This window comes from Shewanella sp. UCD-KL21, assembly GCF_001957135.1.
Taxonomy (GTDB): domain Bacteria; phylum Pseudomonadota; class Gammaproteobacteria; order Enterobacterales; family Shewanellaceae; genus Shewanella.
This window is the reverse complement of record NZ_MPHK01000012.1, coordinates 25,713-41,367: the sequence shown is the minus strand read 5'-3', so window position 1 is coordinate 41,367 and position 15,655 is coordinate 25,713. Positions and strand designations below refer to the sequence as shown.

Annotated in this window: 12 protein-coding genes and 1 tRNA gene; 8 read left to right on the top strand and 5 right to left on the bottom strand. The window is 39.9% G+C overall.

Annotated features, from left to right (window positions below):
- Positions 1–314: 314 nt before the first annotated feature.
- The gene (locus BM739_RS12030; RefSeq protein WP_076540926.1) at positions 315–563 is read left to right on the top strand and encodes a YdcH family protein; all 249 of its coding nucleotides are present in this window, start codon (positions 315–317) and stop codon (positions 561–563) included.
- A 52-nt stretch (positions 564–615) separates the two neighbouring features.
- On the opposite strand, the gene BM739_RS20250 is transcribed toward BM739_RS12030, so the two are convergent.
- The 4 genes from BM739_RS20250 to BM739_RS12015 form a co-directional block, all read right to left on the bottom strand.
- The gene (locus BM739_RS20250; RefSeq protein ID WP_175609521.1) at positions 616–783 is read right to left on the bottom strand and encodes a hypothetical protein; all 168 of its coding nucleotides are present in this window, start codon (positions 781–783) and stop codon (positions 616–618) included.
- 19 nt (positions 784–802) lie between these two features.
- Positions 803–1,918, bottom strand: a complete 1,116-nt coding sequence (locus tag BM739_RS12025) for an ectonucleotide pyrophosphatase/phosphodiesterase (protein ID WP_076540924.1) — start codon at positions 1,916–1,918, stop codon at positions 803–805.
- Positions 1,919–2,132: 214 nt separating this feature from the next.
- Positions 2,133–5,339 carry an efflux RND transporter permease subunit gene (locus BM739_RS12020; protein ID WP_083698144.1) on the bottom strand — a complete coding sequence of 1,069 codons (3,207 nt, stop codon included), beginning with the start codon at positions 5,337–5,339 and terminating at the stop codon, positions 2,133–2,135.
- 2 nt (positions 5,340–5,341) lie between these two features.
- Positions 5,342–6,541 (bottom strand): efflux RND transporter periplasmic adaptor subunit, encoded by a 1,200-nt coding sequence (locus BM739_RS12015; protein WP_076540923.1) that lies wholly within the window; start codon positions 6,539–6,541, stop codon positions 5,342–5,344.
- A gap of 434 nt (positions 6,542–6,975) precedes the next feature.
- Between BM739_RS12015 and galE the strand changes: the two genes are divergently transcribed.
- On the top strand, positions 6,976–8,004 hold the full coding sequence (gene galE / locus BM739_RS12010) for a UDP-glucose 4-epimerase GalE (protein ID WP_076540921.1): 1,029 nt from the start codon (positions 6,976–6,978) through the stop codon (positions 8,002–8,004).
- A 531-nt stretch (positions 8,005–8,535) separates the two neighbouring features.
- Entirely contained in the window at positions 8,536–9,252 is a 717-nt protein-coding gene (locus BM739_RS12005) for an NUDIX domain-containing protein (protein ID WP_175609520.1), read from the top strand.
- Positions 9,253–9,549: 297 nt separating this feature from the next.
- Here BM739_RS12005 and BM739_RS12000 read toward each other — a convergent pair.
- Positions 9,550–9,626, bottom strand: a tRNA-Val gene (locus BM739_RS12000).
- Positions 9,627–9,712: 86 nt separating this feature from the next.
- Here BM739_RS12000 and BM739_RS11995 point away from each other — a divergent pair.
- The 5 genes from BM739_RS11995 to BM739_RS11980 all read left to right on the top strand — a co-directional run bounded on the left by BM739_RS11995 (position 9,713) and on the right by BM739_RS11980 (position 14,976).
- On the top strand, positions 9,713–10,663 hold the full coding sequence (locus BM739_RS11995) for a site-specific integrase (RefSeq protein WP_076540920.1): 951 nt from the start codon (positions 9,713–9,715) through the stop codon (positions 10,661–10,663).
- A gap of 73 nt (positions 10,664–10,736) precedes the next feature.
- Positions 10,737–11,843: a hypothetical protein gene (locus tag BM739_RS11990; RefSeq protein WP_076540918.1), complete on the top strand. Its 1,107-nt coding sequence runs from the start codon at positions 10,737–10,739 to the stop codon at positions 11,841–11,843.
- A gap of 1,459 nt (positions 11,844–13,302) precedes the next feature.
- Positions 13,303–13,440, top strand: coding sequence for a hypothetical protein (locus BM739_RS20245; protein ID WP_175609519.1), 138 nt, complete (start codon positions 13,303–13,305; stop codon positions 13,438–13,440).
- Between the two features lie 307 nt (positions 13,441–13,747).
- Positions 13,748–14,404, top strand: a complete 657-nt coding sequence (locus BM739_RS11985) for a hypothetical protein (protein WP_076540917.1) — start codon at positions 13,748–13,750, stop codon at positions 14,402–14,404.
- Positions 14,405–14,700: 296 nt separating this feature from the next.
- Complete coding sequence (locus BM739_RS11980) at positions 14,701–14,976, top strand: hypothetical protein (protein ID WP_076540915.1); 276 nt, start codon at positions 14,701–14,703, stop codon at positions 14,974–14,976.
- The last annotated feature ends 679 nt before the right edge of the window (positions 14,977–15,655 follow it).

Sequence of the window (15,655 nt, the reverse complement as noted above, 5' to 3'; positions counted from 1 at the left end):
AGACTACTTAATAGTCATAGTAAAGATAAATTCACAAATTACCAACACTTAGGGAGTAGCAATTTGTTTTTCGAGGCTATCAAGCGTTAAGCGACAGCTGCTATTTGAGCCTTTTGGCTGGATGATGGAATCGACTCAGGATATACCACGCGATGACAAAGTATTATTTTGTGATAAACCTAAGGTTAATTTAAATGGGGTAACTTGTTTTTTATATCATTTGCTCTACATTTTAATAAGAGCATTAATACCGTTACAGCGCCGGTTGATGAAGATAAGTTTTACTCATTGAAGACACAATAAAAGAGGCTTTTATGCTAGGTGAAAATCATTCCCTCAGAAACGAATTTCCAGATCACATAGATACAATTACTTCGCTTATTGGTAGTAATGAACATTTTGCAGAAATAATGAAAAAGTACGATGCGCTAGATAAACAAATTAGGGATCTTGAGATGCGCGACTCGCCCATCTCAGACGAATCCATCCATGAATTAAAGCAGCAGCGAGTGGTAATGAAAGATGCCCTTTATCATCAAATTACGTTGGCAGAACTGGGCTAGACATATTTGTTAAAAGAAAACGGGCAATATCGATTAGATATTGCCCGTTTTTTTATTGTTTTAATAAAGGTGATAACACTTCAAGCTTGCCATCAATGGGCTCACTAATAGTTAAATTAAGTATGTGTGCAATTAAAGGGTAAACATGAATATTTTTAGCTAGCTCAATTTCTGCTTGATGGTTAAAAGCTGGGCCGTTGGCATAAAAAATGGCATTCATATCCGTCACTGTTTCAGCATCATACCCGTGCTTGCCTAATTACTCCGGGCTTAGCAGTCGTGCTAGTGATGTAATGGTCATTTGTGACTAAGATGGCATCACCAATAGATGGATTAGCATCAAAGTGAAGATTATTAGGAACCGAACCTTTCAAGTAAAAGGCTAAGCCTTCGGTATCGTTCACAAGCTTTTCTAATGCAAGTAAATCCTGTTGTTTGTCTTTACCGTTGGCACGAACCATAGAATAGGCTGCGTCGTTAATAAATGTGAAGCGAGATTTTAATGCTTCATTATCACCAAATAATTTATCGGTATAGATCCGCTGGAATTCATCTACTTTTGCCATGCCATGATCAGACGTGATGATGACATTAACATCAAATGGCAATGTTTCTATTTGGGCCAATAAACTGCCAATTAATGAATCTATGTATTGCACCGCGTCATAGGTTTGTTGTGCTAAAGGACCATGGTGATGGCCAGCACTGTCAACATCTGAAAAGTATAAGGTCACAAAATTACGTCGTTGCTGTTTTGGCAACTCAAACCAGTCAATAACTTGTTTGATTCTATCTTCATTGGGAATTCGACCATCGTATGTATACCAGTAAGTGGGTCTGTGACCTGCAATTTCGGCCTCTGATCCAGGCCAGAAATAGGTCGCTGACTTCATATCTTGTTGGGCTGCTAATGACCAAAGCGGCACCCCTTGATAAAAGCGTCCATCTGTAACTGCGTCACGATCACTTAATGCGTAATGACGGTCTAATGTAGGGTTGTAAAACCGATTGGCAACTATGCCATGATTGCTAGGATATAAACCTGTGACCAGTGTTAAATGATTAGGAAAGGTAACAGTGGGAAATGAAGGCATCAACTGATTTACTGTTGCAGATTTTTCAGCAAACTCAGTAATGTATTTAGGTTTGTGCACCTCATTGTAATCATGGCGATAACCATCGATTGAAATCATTAATACATAGGGCTCACTATTATGGTTAATGGCTGTTTTAGCGGTTTGAGTTAGATCAGCTGCGATGCTTGTCGTGGCAAAAAAGCTAACTGTTAAACTGAAGGCTTGGATGACTCGTTTATATTGAGATTTTATTGTAGGGACGGGTAACCATGCATGCATTGCATTTTCCTTTGTTATTGTTTTATGCCTTGTGTGTTATAGATAAGTCTTACGAATTTTATGATACCTAAGACAAGTATTCTAGGAGGCATTAATGACAAAAGTATTAATAAGTAATTTATTGAATATAAAGCAATAAAAAAGCGAAACATCTTGTTTCGCTTTTTAAATTTACTCAGTAAATGCTGTGTTTTATAACTATTAAGCAACTAAGTTAGTTACTAGCCTTAACAGTTTGAGCCGCGAGTTCGGCGTTAGCTTCTTCAGTCGTTAACGGAAAATAATGACGCCATGAACCACGTAGGAATAGGCGAGTATCTTCAATTGCAATATAAAGACAAGGAATTAAACATAAGGTCACTACTGTTGCGAACAACACCCCAAACGCCAGTGATACGGCCATAGGTATCACCATTTGTGCCTGCATACTGGTCTCAGTCATGATTGGCACTAGCCCAATAAAGGTGGTTAAAGAGGTCAACATAATCGCTCTAAAACGTCTGCAACCCGCGTTGATTACCGCGTCATTGAGTTTAACGCCTTGTTTGCGGGAATTATTGACATAATCCACCATCACTAAGGAGTCATTGACCACCACACCTGCAGCGGCAATAATCCCGAAAACAGAAAGGGCACTTAAATCAATACCTAAAATGATATGGCCAAGCATTGAGCCAATGACACCAAATGGGATCACCGACATGATCATAAATGGTTGCACGTATGACTTAAGCGGTATCGCTAATAAGCTGTAAATCACCAACATAGAGATAATAAAGTCACGCATTTGGGTATCAGCACTATCAAGTTGCTCTTGAATACTGCCAGAAACCTCGCTTTGTACCCGAGGGTACTTTGCCAATAATTGCGGTATGAAGTTGTCACGAATATCTTTGGCGAGTTTAAATGGCTCAGCTTGTTCAGCATCAACCGAGGCCCATACATTAATGGTTCGGTTACCATTTTCACGGCGAATACTACTCACGCCTTGAACTACGTTGATGTTAGCAACTTCAGACAGAGGTAATTCCGCACCTTGAGGCGTTTTTATCAACACATCCTGAACGAGGGCGATAGAGTTACGTTGCTCTTCTGGGTAACGTAGCATTACCTTGATTTCTTCGCCGTTGCGAATAATCCGCTGGGCTTCAAGCCCGTAAAAACTATTACCCACTTGTGAAGCAATATTGGCAAGGGTTAAGCCTAAACTGTGGGCTAAAGGTTTTAGGTCAAATTGCACTTCTTTGGCTGAAGATTGGCGACTGTCATTAATGTCACTCACCCCTTTTAAAGTACCTAACTTTTCTTTTAAATCTTTCGATGCTGCAATTAACTGCGCTTCATCGTTACCTTCTAATCGGAAACTGATATCACCATCATCCATGCCGCCACCAAACAAACTATCTTGGATGGTAAAAGATTTAACTCCGGGGATATTTGGCATCGCTTGACGCCATAATTCGGCAACTTCGAAGGTATTGATGGGTCGTAATTCGGGGTCGACCAGCTTGGTTCTCACTTCGGCTTCAGTGCGACCTTGAAGCTGGACTTGTAACTCGGCAATCATGCCTTGACCATATTGAGATTCAAGATCTTTCTCAACTGTGCGCAGGGCAGACTCAATGGCATGGGCGGCATTAAGGGTTGCGGTTTCAGCGGCATCGACATTCATTTCCAAGGTGATACGAGGAAAATCATGGGGGATTTTAGGTTGCCCAATAAAGCGTACTAAGCCGCTAATATAGAGGGCGGCGCAAATAACAATTAACATCACAAAGGTCGCAATAACCGAATAACGGTATTTAACTGCAGCAGTTAGACTCGGGCGGTAAACATTAGCAATAAAATTAGTTAGGTTTCTTTCAATTTTACCTTGAATAAAGTTAACGATATTTCTTAACCAATCTAACGGATTTTTAGACCCCGATTGCACAACCTTAGGTTTTTTCATATGGGCTAAATGTGACGGTAAAATTAACTTAGATTCCACTAATGAAAAGATTAAGCACAAAATAACCACAAAACCAATGGCTTGGCCAAAGGCTGATGAAGGGCCGTCATCTAAGGTGATCGGTAAAAAAGCGGCAATGGTGGTCAATACCCCAAAGGTTGCCGGCATGGCGACCCGTTTAACCCCGCGAATAACGCTGTCGATATTTTGACCATTTTCTTCACATTCAGAATGGGCGCTTTCACCCATTACAATGGCATCATCGACCACAATACCCAATACCAGTATGAAGGCGAATAAGCTAATAACATTGATGGTGACATCAATAAAACCCATTGGCATAAATAACAGTGTACCTAAGAAACATACGGGTAAACCCATCATCACCCAAAACGCTAACCGCACTCGCAGAAATAACGCTAGCATGATAAAGACTAATAGAGCCCCTGTTTTCATGCTATCGAGCATTAAGTCTAAACGACCTTCAAGGTAGTAGGTCATATCAACCCAAGGTTCTAAGGTTACACCGTCAGGTAAAATAGCTTGTTTGTCAGCAACGTATTTTTTTAAGGTATCGGCAACATCGGTGATACTTTGGTTTTTAGCAGCGCCGACAAAAAAAGTGACTGCATTTTGGCCATTGAATTTAGAATATTGAATGCCTTCTTCAAAGCCGTCTTTAACTGTCGCCACGTCTCCCAGTAATAGGTTAGTGCCGTCATCCAAGGTTAATAAGGGTAAATCTTCAAATTCATATCCGACATATGCTTGGTTTTCTACTCGTAAGTTAATGTAGCCATTTTCAGCTTTAATTTGCCCAGCTGACATATTACGGGAATAACCGCGCACAGCTTCAGCGACATCGTTAAAACTAAGACCAAACTCTCTGAGTCTGTCTTTGCTGACTTCGACGCTGATTTCGTAATTAAGCCCACCATAGAATTCTGAAATATTAACATTAGGTAGCTGCATGATTTCTTGATGGATTTTTTCGCCTAAGTCTTTGAGTTGGCGCTGAGATAAATCGCCATATAAGCTTAAATACATCACTTCTTGGCGTATTTTTATGCGCTCAACTTTTGGGAACTCCATGCCTGCTGGGAATGTTGATACTGAGTCAATTTCTGATTTAACTTCATCCAATACAATTTGCGGATCGTAGGAGTCTTCAATTCTGAAATAACCAGAGGCTTGGTTACGATTAGAATAGGTAATAACCCGCTGCAAGCCCTGAACAGTCTCTAAAGCTTGCTCTATTTTAACCGTAATGCCTTCTTCAACTTCTTGGGGCGCAGCGCCCGGATAAACGGCGCTGAACTCAATCCAGTTAATTTCAACCGCAGGGAAGAATTGTTTACGTATGGTGTTTGCTGTCAGTAAGCCGCCAAGTAATATGATGATCATTAATAAGTTTGCCGCCACACTGTTACGGGCAAACCAAGCAATCAAGCCTTTATGGGTATCTTCCATGATTATTCCTTATCTTTACTGGCGATTGCAGTTTTAATAATGTCATCAGCTTCAGTAGCATCTTGCTGGAGAACCTTATCTTCAGGTAACTTTACTGACATGCCTTCAATAGGGTAATCAAGTGCCGATGTAATGATATTCATCCCATCTTCTAAACCACTTGAAATAATCACGTTGCTGCCGTCTTGACGAATGATGTTTACCGGCAAGTAGCGCAGTTTCATGTCTGCATCCATGACCGCAACTAAGCCGTTAACAATTAGGTGACGGGGAATAATTGCAACACTACCAGCTTGTGTACCATCAATATGCGCTGTGACATAAGTGCCAAAACGTAATTCTTTATGGTTACCTTTAAGTGCATAAGGGTCGTTAATTTCAGCCACTAGGTAGGTCATACGACTCTTACTATCAATCACTCCTTCGCTGCGGACAATCGTGCCTTGCCATTGCTGTTTTTCTCCAGCGAAGTTACCCACCAAAGTTACTTCAGCATTAGCGCCTTTTCTGTCGAGATATTGCATTTCTTTATCGGCTAGTGGCAAACGTATTTCTGCAATTTCAGTGTTATACAGCATGCCTATTGATGCGCCATTGCCAACATAAGTGCCTAAGCCAATATTACGACCGGCGATTAACGAATCATAAGGTGCTTTAATCACTGAACGTTCTAAATTACGTTGGGCACGATGTAAGCCGGCTTCAGCACTTTTCAACTTAGCGATTTCTTTGGCTAATTGAGGTTTACGCAAACTTAAATCGCTAGGTTTACTATCGGTAATTTCAGCCCATTCACGTTCGGCTACTGCTGCTGTGGCTTTTTCTAGCACTAAATTTGATTTAGCAGATGCCAGTTCAGCTTGTGCATCAAGTAAGGCTGACTCGTAATCACTTGGGTCTATTTTGGCGAGTATCTGGCCTTTTTTAACGAAGCCACCTTTTACAAAAGTGTCTGCAAGGTAGGTGATTTCACCATTCACTTGGGCCACTAATTCAGTTTGATATTTCGGATTAACAACGCCATAAGAGCTAACCGTAAATGTCATTGGCTTATATTCAATGCTTTGTACTGATACAAGCGGGGTATTGTCTAAGGCTGGCTTTTCTTCGGGAGGTTGCTTCATGGCAACTAACGCTGCTGTTATGGCAATGCCAGAACCTATAATCAAGAAAGGAAAAACTTTTTGCATTGTGGTCGCCACGGGACATCCTTTTAAAAGAGATAACACAAACCTTTAGTGTTTGTGTGCAAATGAGTTATCGACATTATATGGAGATGTTAATAAAACTGTTAACTGCAAGTGGTAACAATGTGTAATTTAATGTTTCAAATGTGTCTAACCTGACTGTTTACTTAGTACGAATAACAACAATTGAGCATCTGACAATGCCTTTTTTATCAGTGATTCATCAGGTTAATCACGATTGTCACAAAAGTATTGGCAAGGTTGTAAATGTGTACACGGGGTTTAAATGTGAGGCTGGGGAGGAAAAGATTAAGTGATAAAACGACATTTATTAACGTATTGTGCTGATTTACGCTCATGAAGCTAATTTTTAATAGTAATTTTCAGCGCTAAGGTTCAAAATTACTGATTATAAATGCTCATTTTTATCTTTCACACAAGGAACAGTAATGAACGTATTAGTTACCGGTGGTGCTGGCTATATTGGCTCACATACAGTGTTATCACTGCTAGAAAACAATTGTAATGTCGTTGTTTTTGATAACTTGTTTAATTCAAATATTGAGTCAATTAAGCGAGTAGAAGCATTAACCGGGAAATCGGTAACTTTTGTAGAAGGTAATATTCGTGACAAACACGCTTTAAGCGCAGTGTTTGAGCAATTTGATATTCAAACCGTGATCCATTTTGCAGCCCTTAAAGCAGTCGGTGAGTCAGCGCAAATTCCACTTGAGTATTATCAAAATAATGTTCACGGCTCTGTGTGCTTATTAGAAGCCATGGCCGAACATAATGTTCATAACTTTATTTTTAGCTCATCTGCCACCGTTTATGGCGAAGAAAATGACGTGCCATATGTCGAAACCATGAAGCTAGGTACGCCTTCAAGCCCTTATGGGGCCACTAAAGTGATGGTTGAACGGGTAATGGCAGATTTTGCGGCATCGAATAGCCATTTTAGAGGGGTATCTTTGCGATACTTTAATCCAATTGGAGCCCATGAAAGTGGTCAAATTGGTGAGTCGCCAAAAGGTATTCCAAATAACTTACTGCCTTATGTTGCGCAAGTTATGGTGGGCAAACGTGACAAGCTGAGTATTTTTGGCGCTGATTACCCAACAAAAGATGGCACCTGTGAACGTGACTATTTACATGTAATGGACTTGGCTGAAGGTCATGTAGCTGCGATGAACTGGTTAGACAACAATGCCAGCTTTAGTGGCGTTGAGGCGTTTAACTTAGGTACAGGAAATGGCGTTTCGGTATTTGATATCGTTAAGGCATTTGAAAAGGCGGTTGATAAACCTATCCCTTATGAAGTCAGTCCAAGACGTGCTGGTGATTTAGCGGCTTTTTGGGCTAACGCGCAAAAAGCTAATCATCAATTAAATTGGCAAGCAAAGCGCAGTTTAGAGCAAATGATGGTGGATACTTGGCGCTGGCAGTCTGCTAACCCTAATGGTTATGATAAAGAGTAACCTTTGCATTTGTTTTTGAAATAGAATTTATGAGCTCTATTTAGGTGGTTTACATATTCAACAGGCAGGCGTTAAGTCTGTTCTAAAGAGTATTTCAAACAAATGTGTCACCCTTAAAAAGACTCACTATTATGTCACTCATTTAGAGTGACATTTTTATTTCTGTTACCAGTCAATAAGCTAACGGCAATTAGATTGCAAACAACTCAGCAGAAAGTTAATCGAGCCTAAAGTACAGTGGAGCATAAATTGGAACTGTATCAGCCGTTTACAGTTACGACTTTGGTTACCAGTCAATAAGCTAACGGCAATTAGATTGCAAACAACTCAGCAGAAAGTTAATCGGGCCTAAACTACAGTGGAGCATAAATTGAAACTGTATCAGCCGTTTACAATTACGACTTTGGTGAGTAAAGTGATTAGAATTTTTGTTGTGTTTAATGATTAGGCTATAGTGTTTAAAGACAATGTTATTGCCTTATTTTGTTATCAGTACAACACAAGCTTTGATCAATTAATTGGAAATATTCTGTGAATTTTATAAACGAAGTTATTAATGAAGAAACTATTCCAGCTGATTGTATTAGTAACTTAACCGTTGATAATCTTATTTTTACCCTCCATGAAGGTAAGCTAAAAGTATTGCTGGTTAAATACAATCAAGGGCTTGCGACTAACAAGTGGGGACTTGTGGGCCATTGGGTTCGTAGTGATGAAAACCTTGAAACTGCCGCATCGCGTGTTGTAAAAAATACTGCCGGGGTAGAAAACTTATACCTAGATCAGCTAGGTGCGTTTGGTGACGTTGACCGTTATCCAGCCAGACGTATTATTACCATTGCGTTTTATTCGCTAGTTCGTTTTGATGACACTAACTTAACTCATGGTGTTAATGCCATTGAGTGTGAATGGTTTGATGTAAGACAAGTACCAAAGCTGATGTTTGACCATGAAAATATTCTAGCAAGTTGTTTAAATCATTTAAAATACAAAGTACGGCATGAACCCATTGGTTTCAGCTTGTTACCTGAGAAATTTACCTTATTACAGCTGCAAGAGTTGTATGAAGCGATACTGGGTGTCACCTTAGATAAACCCAATTTTCGTCGTAAAATATTAAAGATGGATTTATTAATAGATTGCAAAGAAAAACAACGTAATGTAGCTCATCGCGCTGCTGCATTATACCGCTTTGACGTCGATGTCTATGACAAACTAACTCAATTTGGCTATACCTTTGAATACTAAAACATTCGTTTTTAGGCTCAAGTAAAGACAGCATTCGGTGTTGGTCACTTCTCTGTTCAGAAATGAAAGCTGTTAAGAATTTTACCGGAACAAAGAGGGTACAAGTTTATTTATAGGGTTTTAATTAGAGGTTTTGTATCAATGAAACTAGCCATTATATACCTTCGCTTGATTTCATTATTTGAATTCAGAAGATAAAATTAGAGGATGATGACACAAAGATATTTAATTGAAGCACAAACTAAAAATGCTTAGGAAGATTATTTTGAATATTTAATAGGACTTTAGAAATAAAATTGGTACAACCGAGTGGATTCGAACCACCGACCCCTACCATGTCAAGGTAGTGCTCTAACCAACTGAGCTACGGTTGTATCTTATTGATATTACTGAATAAAACCAGCTATCACCTATTGATATATACACCTAACTGCTGTGTACGAGAAAGGAGTATAGATACATGGCATCAATAAAGCAACGCCCTAATGGTAGATTTCAAGCCCAAGTACGTCTAAGTGGTCACAAACCAACCAGTAAAGTGTTCAACACTGAACATGAGGCTATTACATGGGCAGAATCATTAGAATCACAACTAACCAAACTAACAGCGCCAGACGCCACAGTTAAATCTATCGGTACAATTCTGCTAGACAACCTAAAGCCTGAAACCAAAGACAAGTATCAATACCGACTAAATCCATTGATTAGCTTCTTTGGTAATAGACCTATTGATACCTTAACCAGCTTAGACTTTAACGCTTATATTAAACATCGTGGTGTATCTGGTGGTACTGTGCGCGGTGAACTTCAATACTTATCTCGCATTATCAAGTATGCCCGTCAACATGGGATCGTACTTAATACCTGTGATCCCTTTAAGGATTACACCTTACCAGCAGCATCTAAGCCACGTACTCGGGTACTTAATGAATCCGAGTATAATCGTATCCTTATTGATATTAGTCCTAACCTGATGCCTATGGTGGCCTTAGCTTGGCACACCAGTATGCGACGTTCGGAAGTATTAGCATTGACTGTTGATTGCATCGACTTTGATAAACGTACCTTACACCTTGCTCATACAAAGAATGGTGAGAGTAGGGACGTTCCATTAAATAGAAAGGCTATCCAAGTATTACAGTCTGTTGTGACTAACCATGATCATCGATGCAAGTATCTATTCGATATAAAACCCCAATCACTGTCTCGGGGCTTCAAACGATCCTGTGACAGGCTCGGTATTGATAACGTATGTTTCCATTCATTACGTCATTCTGCTGCTACTAGGTATGCCAATGCAGGACTAACACCACTACAGCTAAAGGCAGTTACTGGTCATAAGGATATGCGTTCATTAGCAAGGTATACGCATATCAAGGCAAGTGACGTAGTACATATGCTTGATTGTTAATTGGAATCAACACTTTAAGTTGTAAGTCTAATTCGTTATAGTCTCAACATAAACTATAGGGACTTAGACTTTCATGAAAGACTTTTTTGATCACTTCTTTAGTAAATTCACACCCATTCTTAGTAATGCGACTTATAGAATCAATAACCCATTCGGCGGTGCATTCGCTGTATCTTGGATTATCTGTAACTGGTCTACTATCTATTATTTCTTCTTTGGCTCAGGTGATGCACTTACTAAAATTAAACATATGAAAGGCTTCTATTTAGTCGATGATAATGTAATCAGTCATTGGCACTTGTTTACAATTCCTTTTATAGCAGCTTGTTTATTCGTTGTACTTGCCCCTGTATTGTCTAACTTAGCAACTGGTATCTGGTTATTCTCAGAACGTCAATCAACAGCATTTAGAATGAAACACATTGATAAACAACTTCCCATATCTGATGCTGAACGTGATCAAATGTATCGATCTTTTGAAAGTGTTAAGCAGGGCTTTAAGGATCAACTTGAGGCGTTAATTGCTGAGAATAATGGCCTACGTCAAGTTGCATCCCTAAGCACTGATGAAATAAAAAAAGAAATTGTTGACGGGGATACACATTCGGGGAGGGAAGGTTTAGGTACTCAGGATGGCTTCCGTGATTTGGAATACGAAGCTCTTGTAAGTTCTCGTAAAAAGCGAGAGGCTGAGCAAGAAAAACATGAAGTACCCGACGTGTTAAATAGTATTCTTACAATTAAGCAACAACTGAATTCTAGTGCTGATGATGCTACAAATTTTAAAATAGTAGCTTCATCAGCCGAAGCTTTGACGCTGTATGCTGGTTCTCCAGAACTCGGGAAATTTTTTAATATCAAAAGTAGTGAAAAACCGTTCATGAGGTGGTTATATACTTATTTTAGATCCGCATTAATCGCGCAAGGTACGGGCGAAATTTCAGCCAACGGAGAGTTAGAGGCGGTTATTCAAAATCTTCTGACTTATGGTTATGTGTCTAAATCACTTTTACATATAAATATAAAAAATCAAAAAATTAGAAAATCCTTCAGTAGTCTTTTTGATTCTATGATTTCGGAAGGGCATTTAGTAGTAAGTTCTGAGGATGCTTCCCATTTCAAACTTTCTAATAAAACGTTTATAACTCTCATAATTAACCTATTAAAAAATGATTTATAGGTGCTTGGGCTATTCAATCTGAACTAATTGTTTGCTAATAACGCTATGAGCAATACGGGATGCTTTTTCGTAGTAAATATTGGTAGTAATAAATAATTAACCAAAATATTAAAAATAACTTACTAATGCGAGGGGATACCCTACCCTAGGGAACCTGCTTACCCATAGTCCCCCGTAGGGGTATCGACTATATACAGTCACAGGAATAAACATCGTTGTGACAACACACATCGGTTCCCCAAACAGCAACAGCACGAGCAAACACTAAGGCTACCTAACGTAGCTGTGTTTCCTCTCGTATGCTCAAGTCAAAGTCTAATCAACAGCACAATCAACAGCATTCACACCCAAGCAAGTAACGAACGACCAAAGGGCGGTCGTCCTCAACACTGGTTAGCATGTGTTGACTTCCTTTCTTATGTGTTCATCCAATCAACAGCACAATCAAAGTCAAGGTCAAAGGCTGGACGTCAACATCAACATCCTCAAAGCACCACGGTGATGCTGTGGTACTTCTTCATCTGTTGTGTTTCAGTACCATCGGCCAGACCCCGAAACCATCCTATAGGCAGACTGAGTGACCTAAAGGTCACACGCTGCATAACGATAAAGGGCACAAGCCTGTAGCGTCACACTAATACTCACACGATAGACTTCATGTAGACCATAACCGCTTCATCCTAACCATTCACACAGACGCATCTTAAATGCTAAGAACGATGCTCCTCCTGTGATCATTCATTGTTGTATTCCATAGCTGACTGCATTGTAGGGCTATTCTCGCTGTGCTCGCCTTCGGTAACATAAAGTAGGATTGTACGCTATGCAAAGGGCGCACAGTTCACTACGCCTGATAAGCGGCTACGTTCGTACAATCTAACTTTATCGTTAAATAGCTGGGGTAGTGTGCTGATTGTAGCCCTAGTGAATTGCTGGTTTATCTCGTATTACAACCTATAACTGCTTCAACTTAATCCCCAATATCGTCAGTCTTAGTGGTTTGTGTTGCGATCCATCCCTAGACATCAATGGACGGTACATCGAATCCACATAAACACAAATAGCCGCTGCGCTAGGCTCACTTCACTCCGCTCATAACGTTCATCTATTTGATGTTTCTTTAGTCTCCACTGTTTACCTATTGCTGTTCTCGGAAATGAAACGCTTGACGTCAACCACCTAGAACTCGACTCAACATTACCGATTTGAGTTTAAAGCTGAGGTTATGGAGAGCGGTTGAATATCCCGAATAGAATCCATTAAGCAATTCACCTAGAGCCTAGAGCTTTGGGTGGAGGAAATGACCTGAGGTTTGTTTGTATCGGTTAGTGCGAATGATAGTACCGCTTATTGGATATAACTGAATAGACAGGTCTTAGTTGATTTAACTAATGTCCTTGAAAGTAGGGCATTGCATTAAGTTAATTACCCTAGTCATTTAACCCTCAAGGACACATCCATGAAACCTAAGCAATCATACCCACAAGCAAACTTCGTAGCTCACACGACCATTGATGCAGCCTTACGCTGTTGTCATAAGGATACAACTGAATTACTTAAACGATTTGTACTATTGATGGCATTGAGGAATCGATAATGGAATCACTACTTATCGGCATCGTCTTAGCTCTATCAATAACCCTATGCTTATCAGTAGGAGCACTGTACTCACTAATCCAATATCTGACTAAACGATAATGTTTGATCTGATATATATCCTATTGAACTTAATACCATTTCTCGACCAACCTATCAACAGAGACGGTATCAGCAAGGCCTCTAAACAGTCGTATGACGAGAGTTCTCAGTAAGCTGATACCAAGGCTTGCCTAAGTAACTTCAACGTCTTAAATGTCAATAACCTAATCCCGATACACCTTAATATATAAGCACAAGGACACCTCATGCCTGTACGAATACAAGAACCCGATAGAATACTAACATCTGCTGAACTAGCAACACACATCAAATCATTACCATCCTCTGCTCAATCAATTCTAGCTACTGAAACAGTAACCAACCTTAGTCCGAGAAACAATAATCGTACTGGTCATCAATGGGGAGCTTTAACGTGTATAGGGGCGAGTAGTAAGTTTAACGGTAGTCGTGCCAGAATGTATTATTTCAGTGATGGTGAACATATAGCCTGCCTCATTCCTCGTAATGTAGCAAACGGAAGTACGACTTCATTAAAAGCTTTAGACAACCGAACACCACCCCAATCTGATGTTGTTGGTGTGGCGTTTAATATCAGGGATCAAGTGTGGCAGGCGAGTATCCGCCACCCTCAAGCAGGTCACTTCCACCTACGTACAATACAAGGCAACACATGCTTCAAGTCCCAGACAGACGCAGAACAAGCCCGTACCAACTTCGACATACAAGTCCAATCGTTAGTGGATAATGGCACCAGCGAGCGTAGAGCTACTCTGGAATGCATCATTGAGACTGAACTTAACTATTACGATGAATACCTGAATGGTAAGTGGTTTAGTAAATTCAGTATCAACACCAAGCACCACCGCTTATTGAACATCGAAACACCAATCAAAGAAGCCTAATGGATGCAGTAGGAAGGCGTCAAAACGAACCTGTGAGACGTCTTACTATCTAACCAATACCATTACGTACCTAACAGGATATAACCACACATGTGTTACCAGACAAAGCCACACATCACTAAACTCAGTCTAGAACTGTATGAACAAATGTATAGCGACTACATCAAACACGCACCATACGAACAGCAATCTAAAGCTGACTTTAATCAATACCTGACGCAACTATATGGGTCGTGGGAAATCAAATCCTAATCTACCTACCTCTCTTTTACTTACCTAATATTAGGAACTTTACCATGACCAAATTATCTGTAGTTATCGATACCAAACACCAGCTTTCCTTTGATCCGAGTTATGGAGCTATATATTCAAACTCTAAAACCAAACCATCACACCCTGATTTACGTGGGCAGGCGAGACTCCCTGACGGACAGCTTGTTGAGGTCAGTGCATGGAGACGTACCACTAAGAATGGTAAGCCATACCTGAGCCTATCAATCTTGAACGTAATTGATGTTGCGGAACCTGATGACGACTTTGTTGCTACACTAACTGGTTTACTACCTGAGTAATCATGCTGAGGCTTACTGTACACGCTTCTAAGCTACTTTAAGCCTTATCTGATACCATCATAAGCGTAACCCTTGTTATACGGACTGTGAGGACTTGGTGGGGTAGGAGGGCTATATAGAGTTATCCACAGGCTAACATTTAGACATTGACTATAGTAGGGATAAAACCCTGAACAACAAATTAGCATGATCAATGTGGGTAATAATAGTTATCAACAGGTAAGCCGTGAACCGTCTATATAAGGAGGATATAACTCTTGAATATAGCTCCGAACAACTCTAATCATGTTTGGATGTAAGTATGGATGTAAGTATGGAGGTAAGTAATCATGTAAGTACGTAAGCATGGACTCCCTCGCAATATCCCTAGTGAGTAATATAAATTGATGATTATTTGCTCTGTATATGACCTATATACTACCTGATATGACCTCCTAATAGTTATCCACAGGCTAGGATTGAACCTCGTGCCATAGTAGGGATAAAACAAAATACCACCAACGCCTATCTTACTGATCTAAATACCTGATCTTAATACCTGATCAAAAACAAGCGGATCAAAACAAGCGGATCAAACCAGTTCTACTAATTAGCATCTACTTGGATTCATGTCCTTGTGCCCTTGTGGGTGCTAATTAATATGACTTACTAAATATCAATACAGAAAATCTATCTGTTT

Bases quoted from the DNA above. Each gene is read 5' to 3' on its own strand.
- BM739_RS12030 (WP_076540926.1), top strand. From the start codon at position 315: ATGCTAGGTGAAAATCATTCCCTCAGAAACGAATTTCCAGATCACATA.
- BM739_RS20250 (WP_175609521.1), bottom strand. From the start codon at position 783: ATGAATGCCATTTTTTATGCCAACGGCCCAGCTTTTAACCATCAAGCA.
- BM739_RS12025 (WP_076540924.1), bottom strand. From the start codon at position 1,918: ATGCATGCATGGTTACCCGTCCCTACAATAAAATCTCAATATAAACGA.
- BM739_RS12020 (WP_083698144.1), bottom strand. From the start codon at position 5,339: ATGGAAGATACCCATAAAGGCTTGATTGCTTGGTTTGCCCGTAACAGT.
- galE (WP_076540921.1), top strand. From the start codon at position 6,976: ATGAACGTATTAGTTACCGGTGGTGCTGGCTATATTGGCTCACATACA.
- BM739_RS11995 (WP_076540920.1), top strand. From the start codon at position 9,713: ATGGCATCAATAAAGCAACGCCCTAATGGTAGATTTCAAGCCCAAGTA.
- BM739_RS11990 (WP_076540918.1), top strand. From the start codon at position 10,737: ATGAAAGACTTTTTTGATCACTTCTTTAGTAAATTCACACCCATTCTT.
- BM739_RS20245 (WP_175609519.1), top strand. From the start codon at position 13,303: ATGAAACCTAAGCAATCATACCCACAAGCAAACTTCGTAGCTCACACG.
- BM739_RS11985 (WP_076540917.1), top strand. From the start codon at position 13,748: ATGCCTGTACGAATACAAGAACCCGATAGAATACTAACATCTGCTGAA.
- BM739_RS11980 (WP_076540915.1), top strand. From the start codon at position 14,701: ATGACCAAATTATCTGTAGTTATCGATACCAAACACCAGCTTTCCTTT.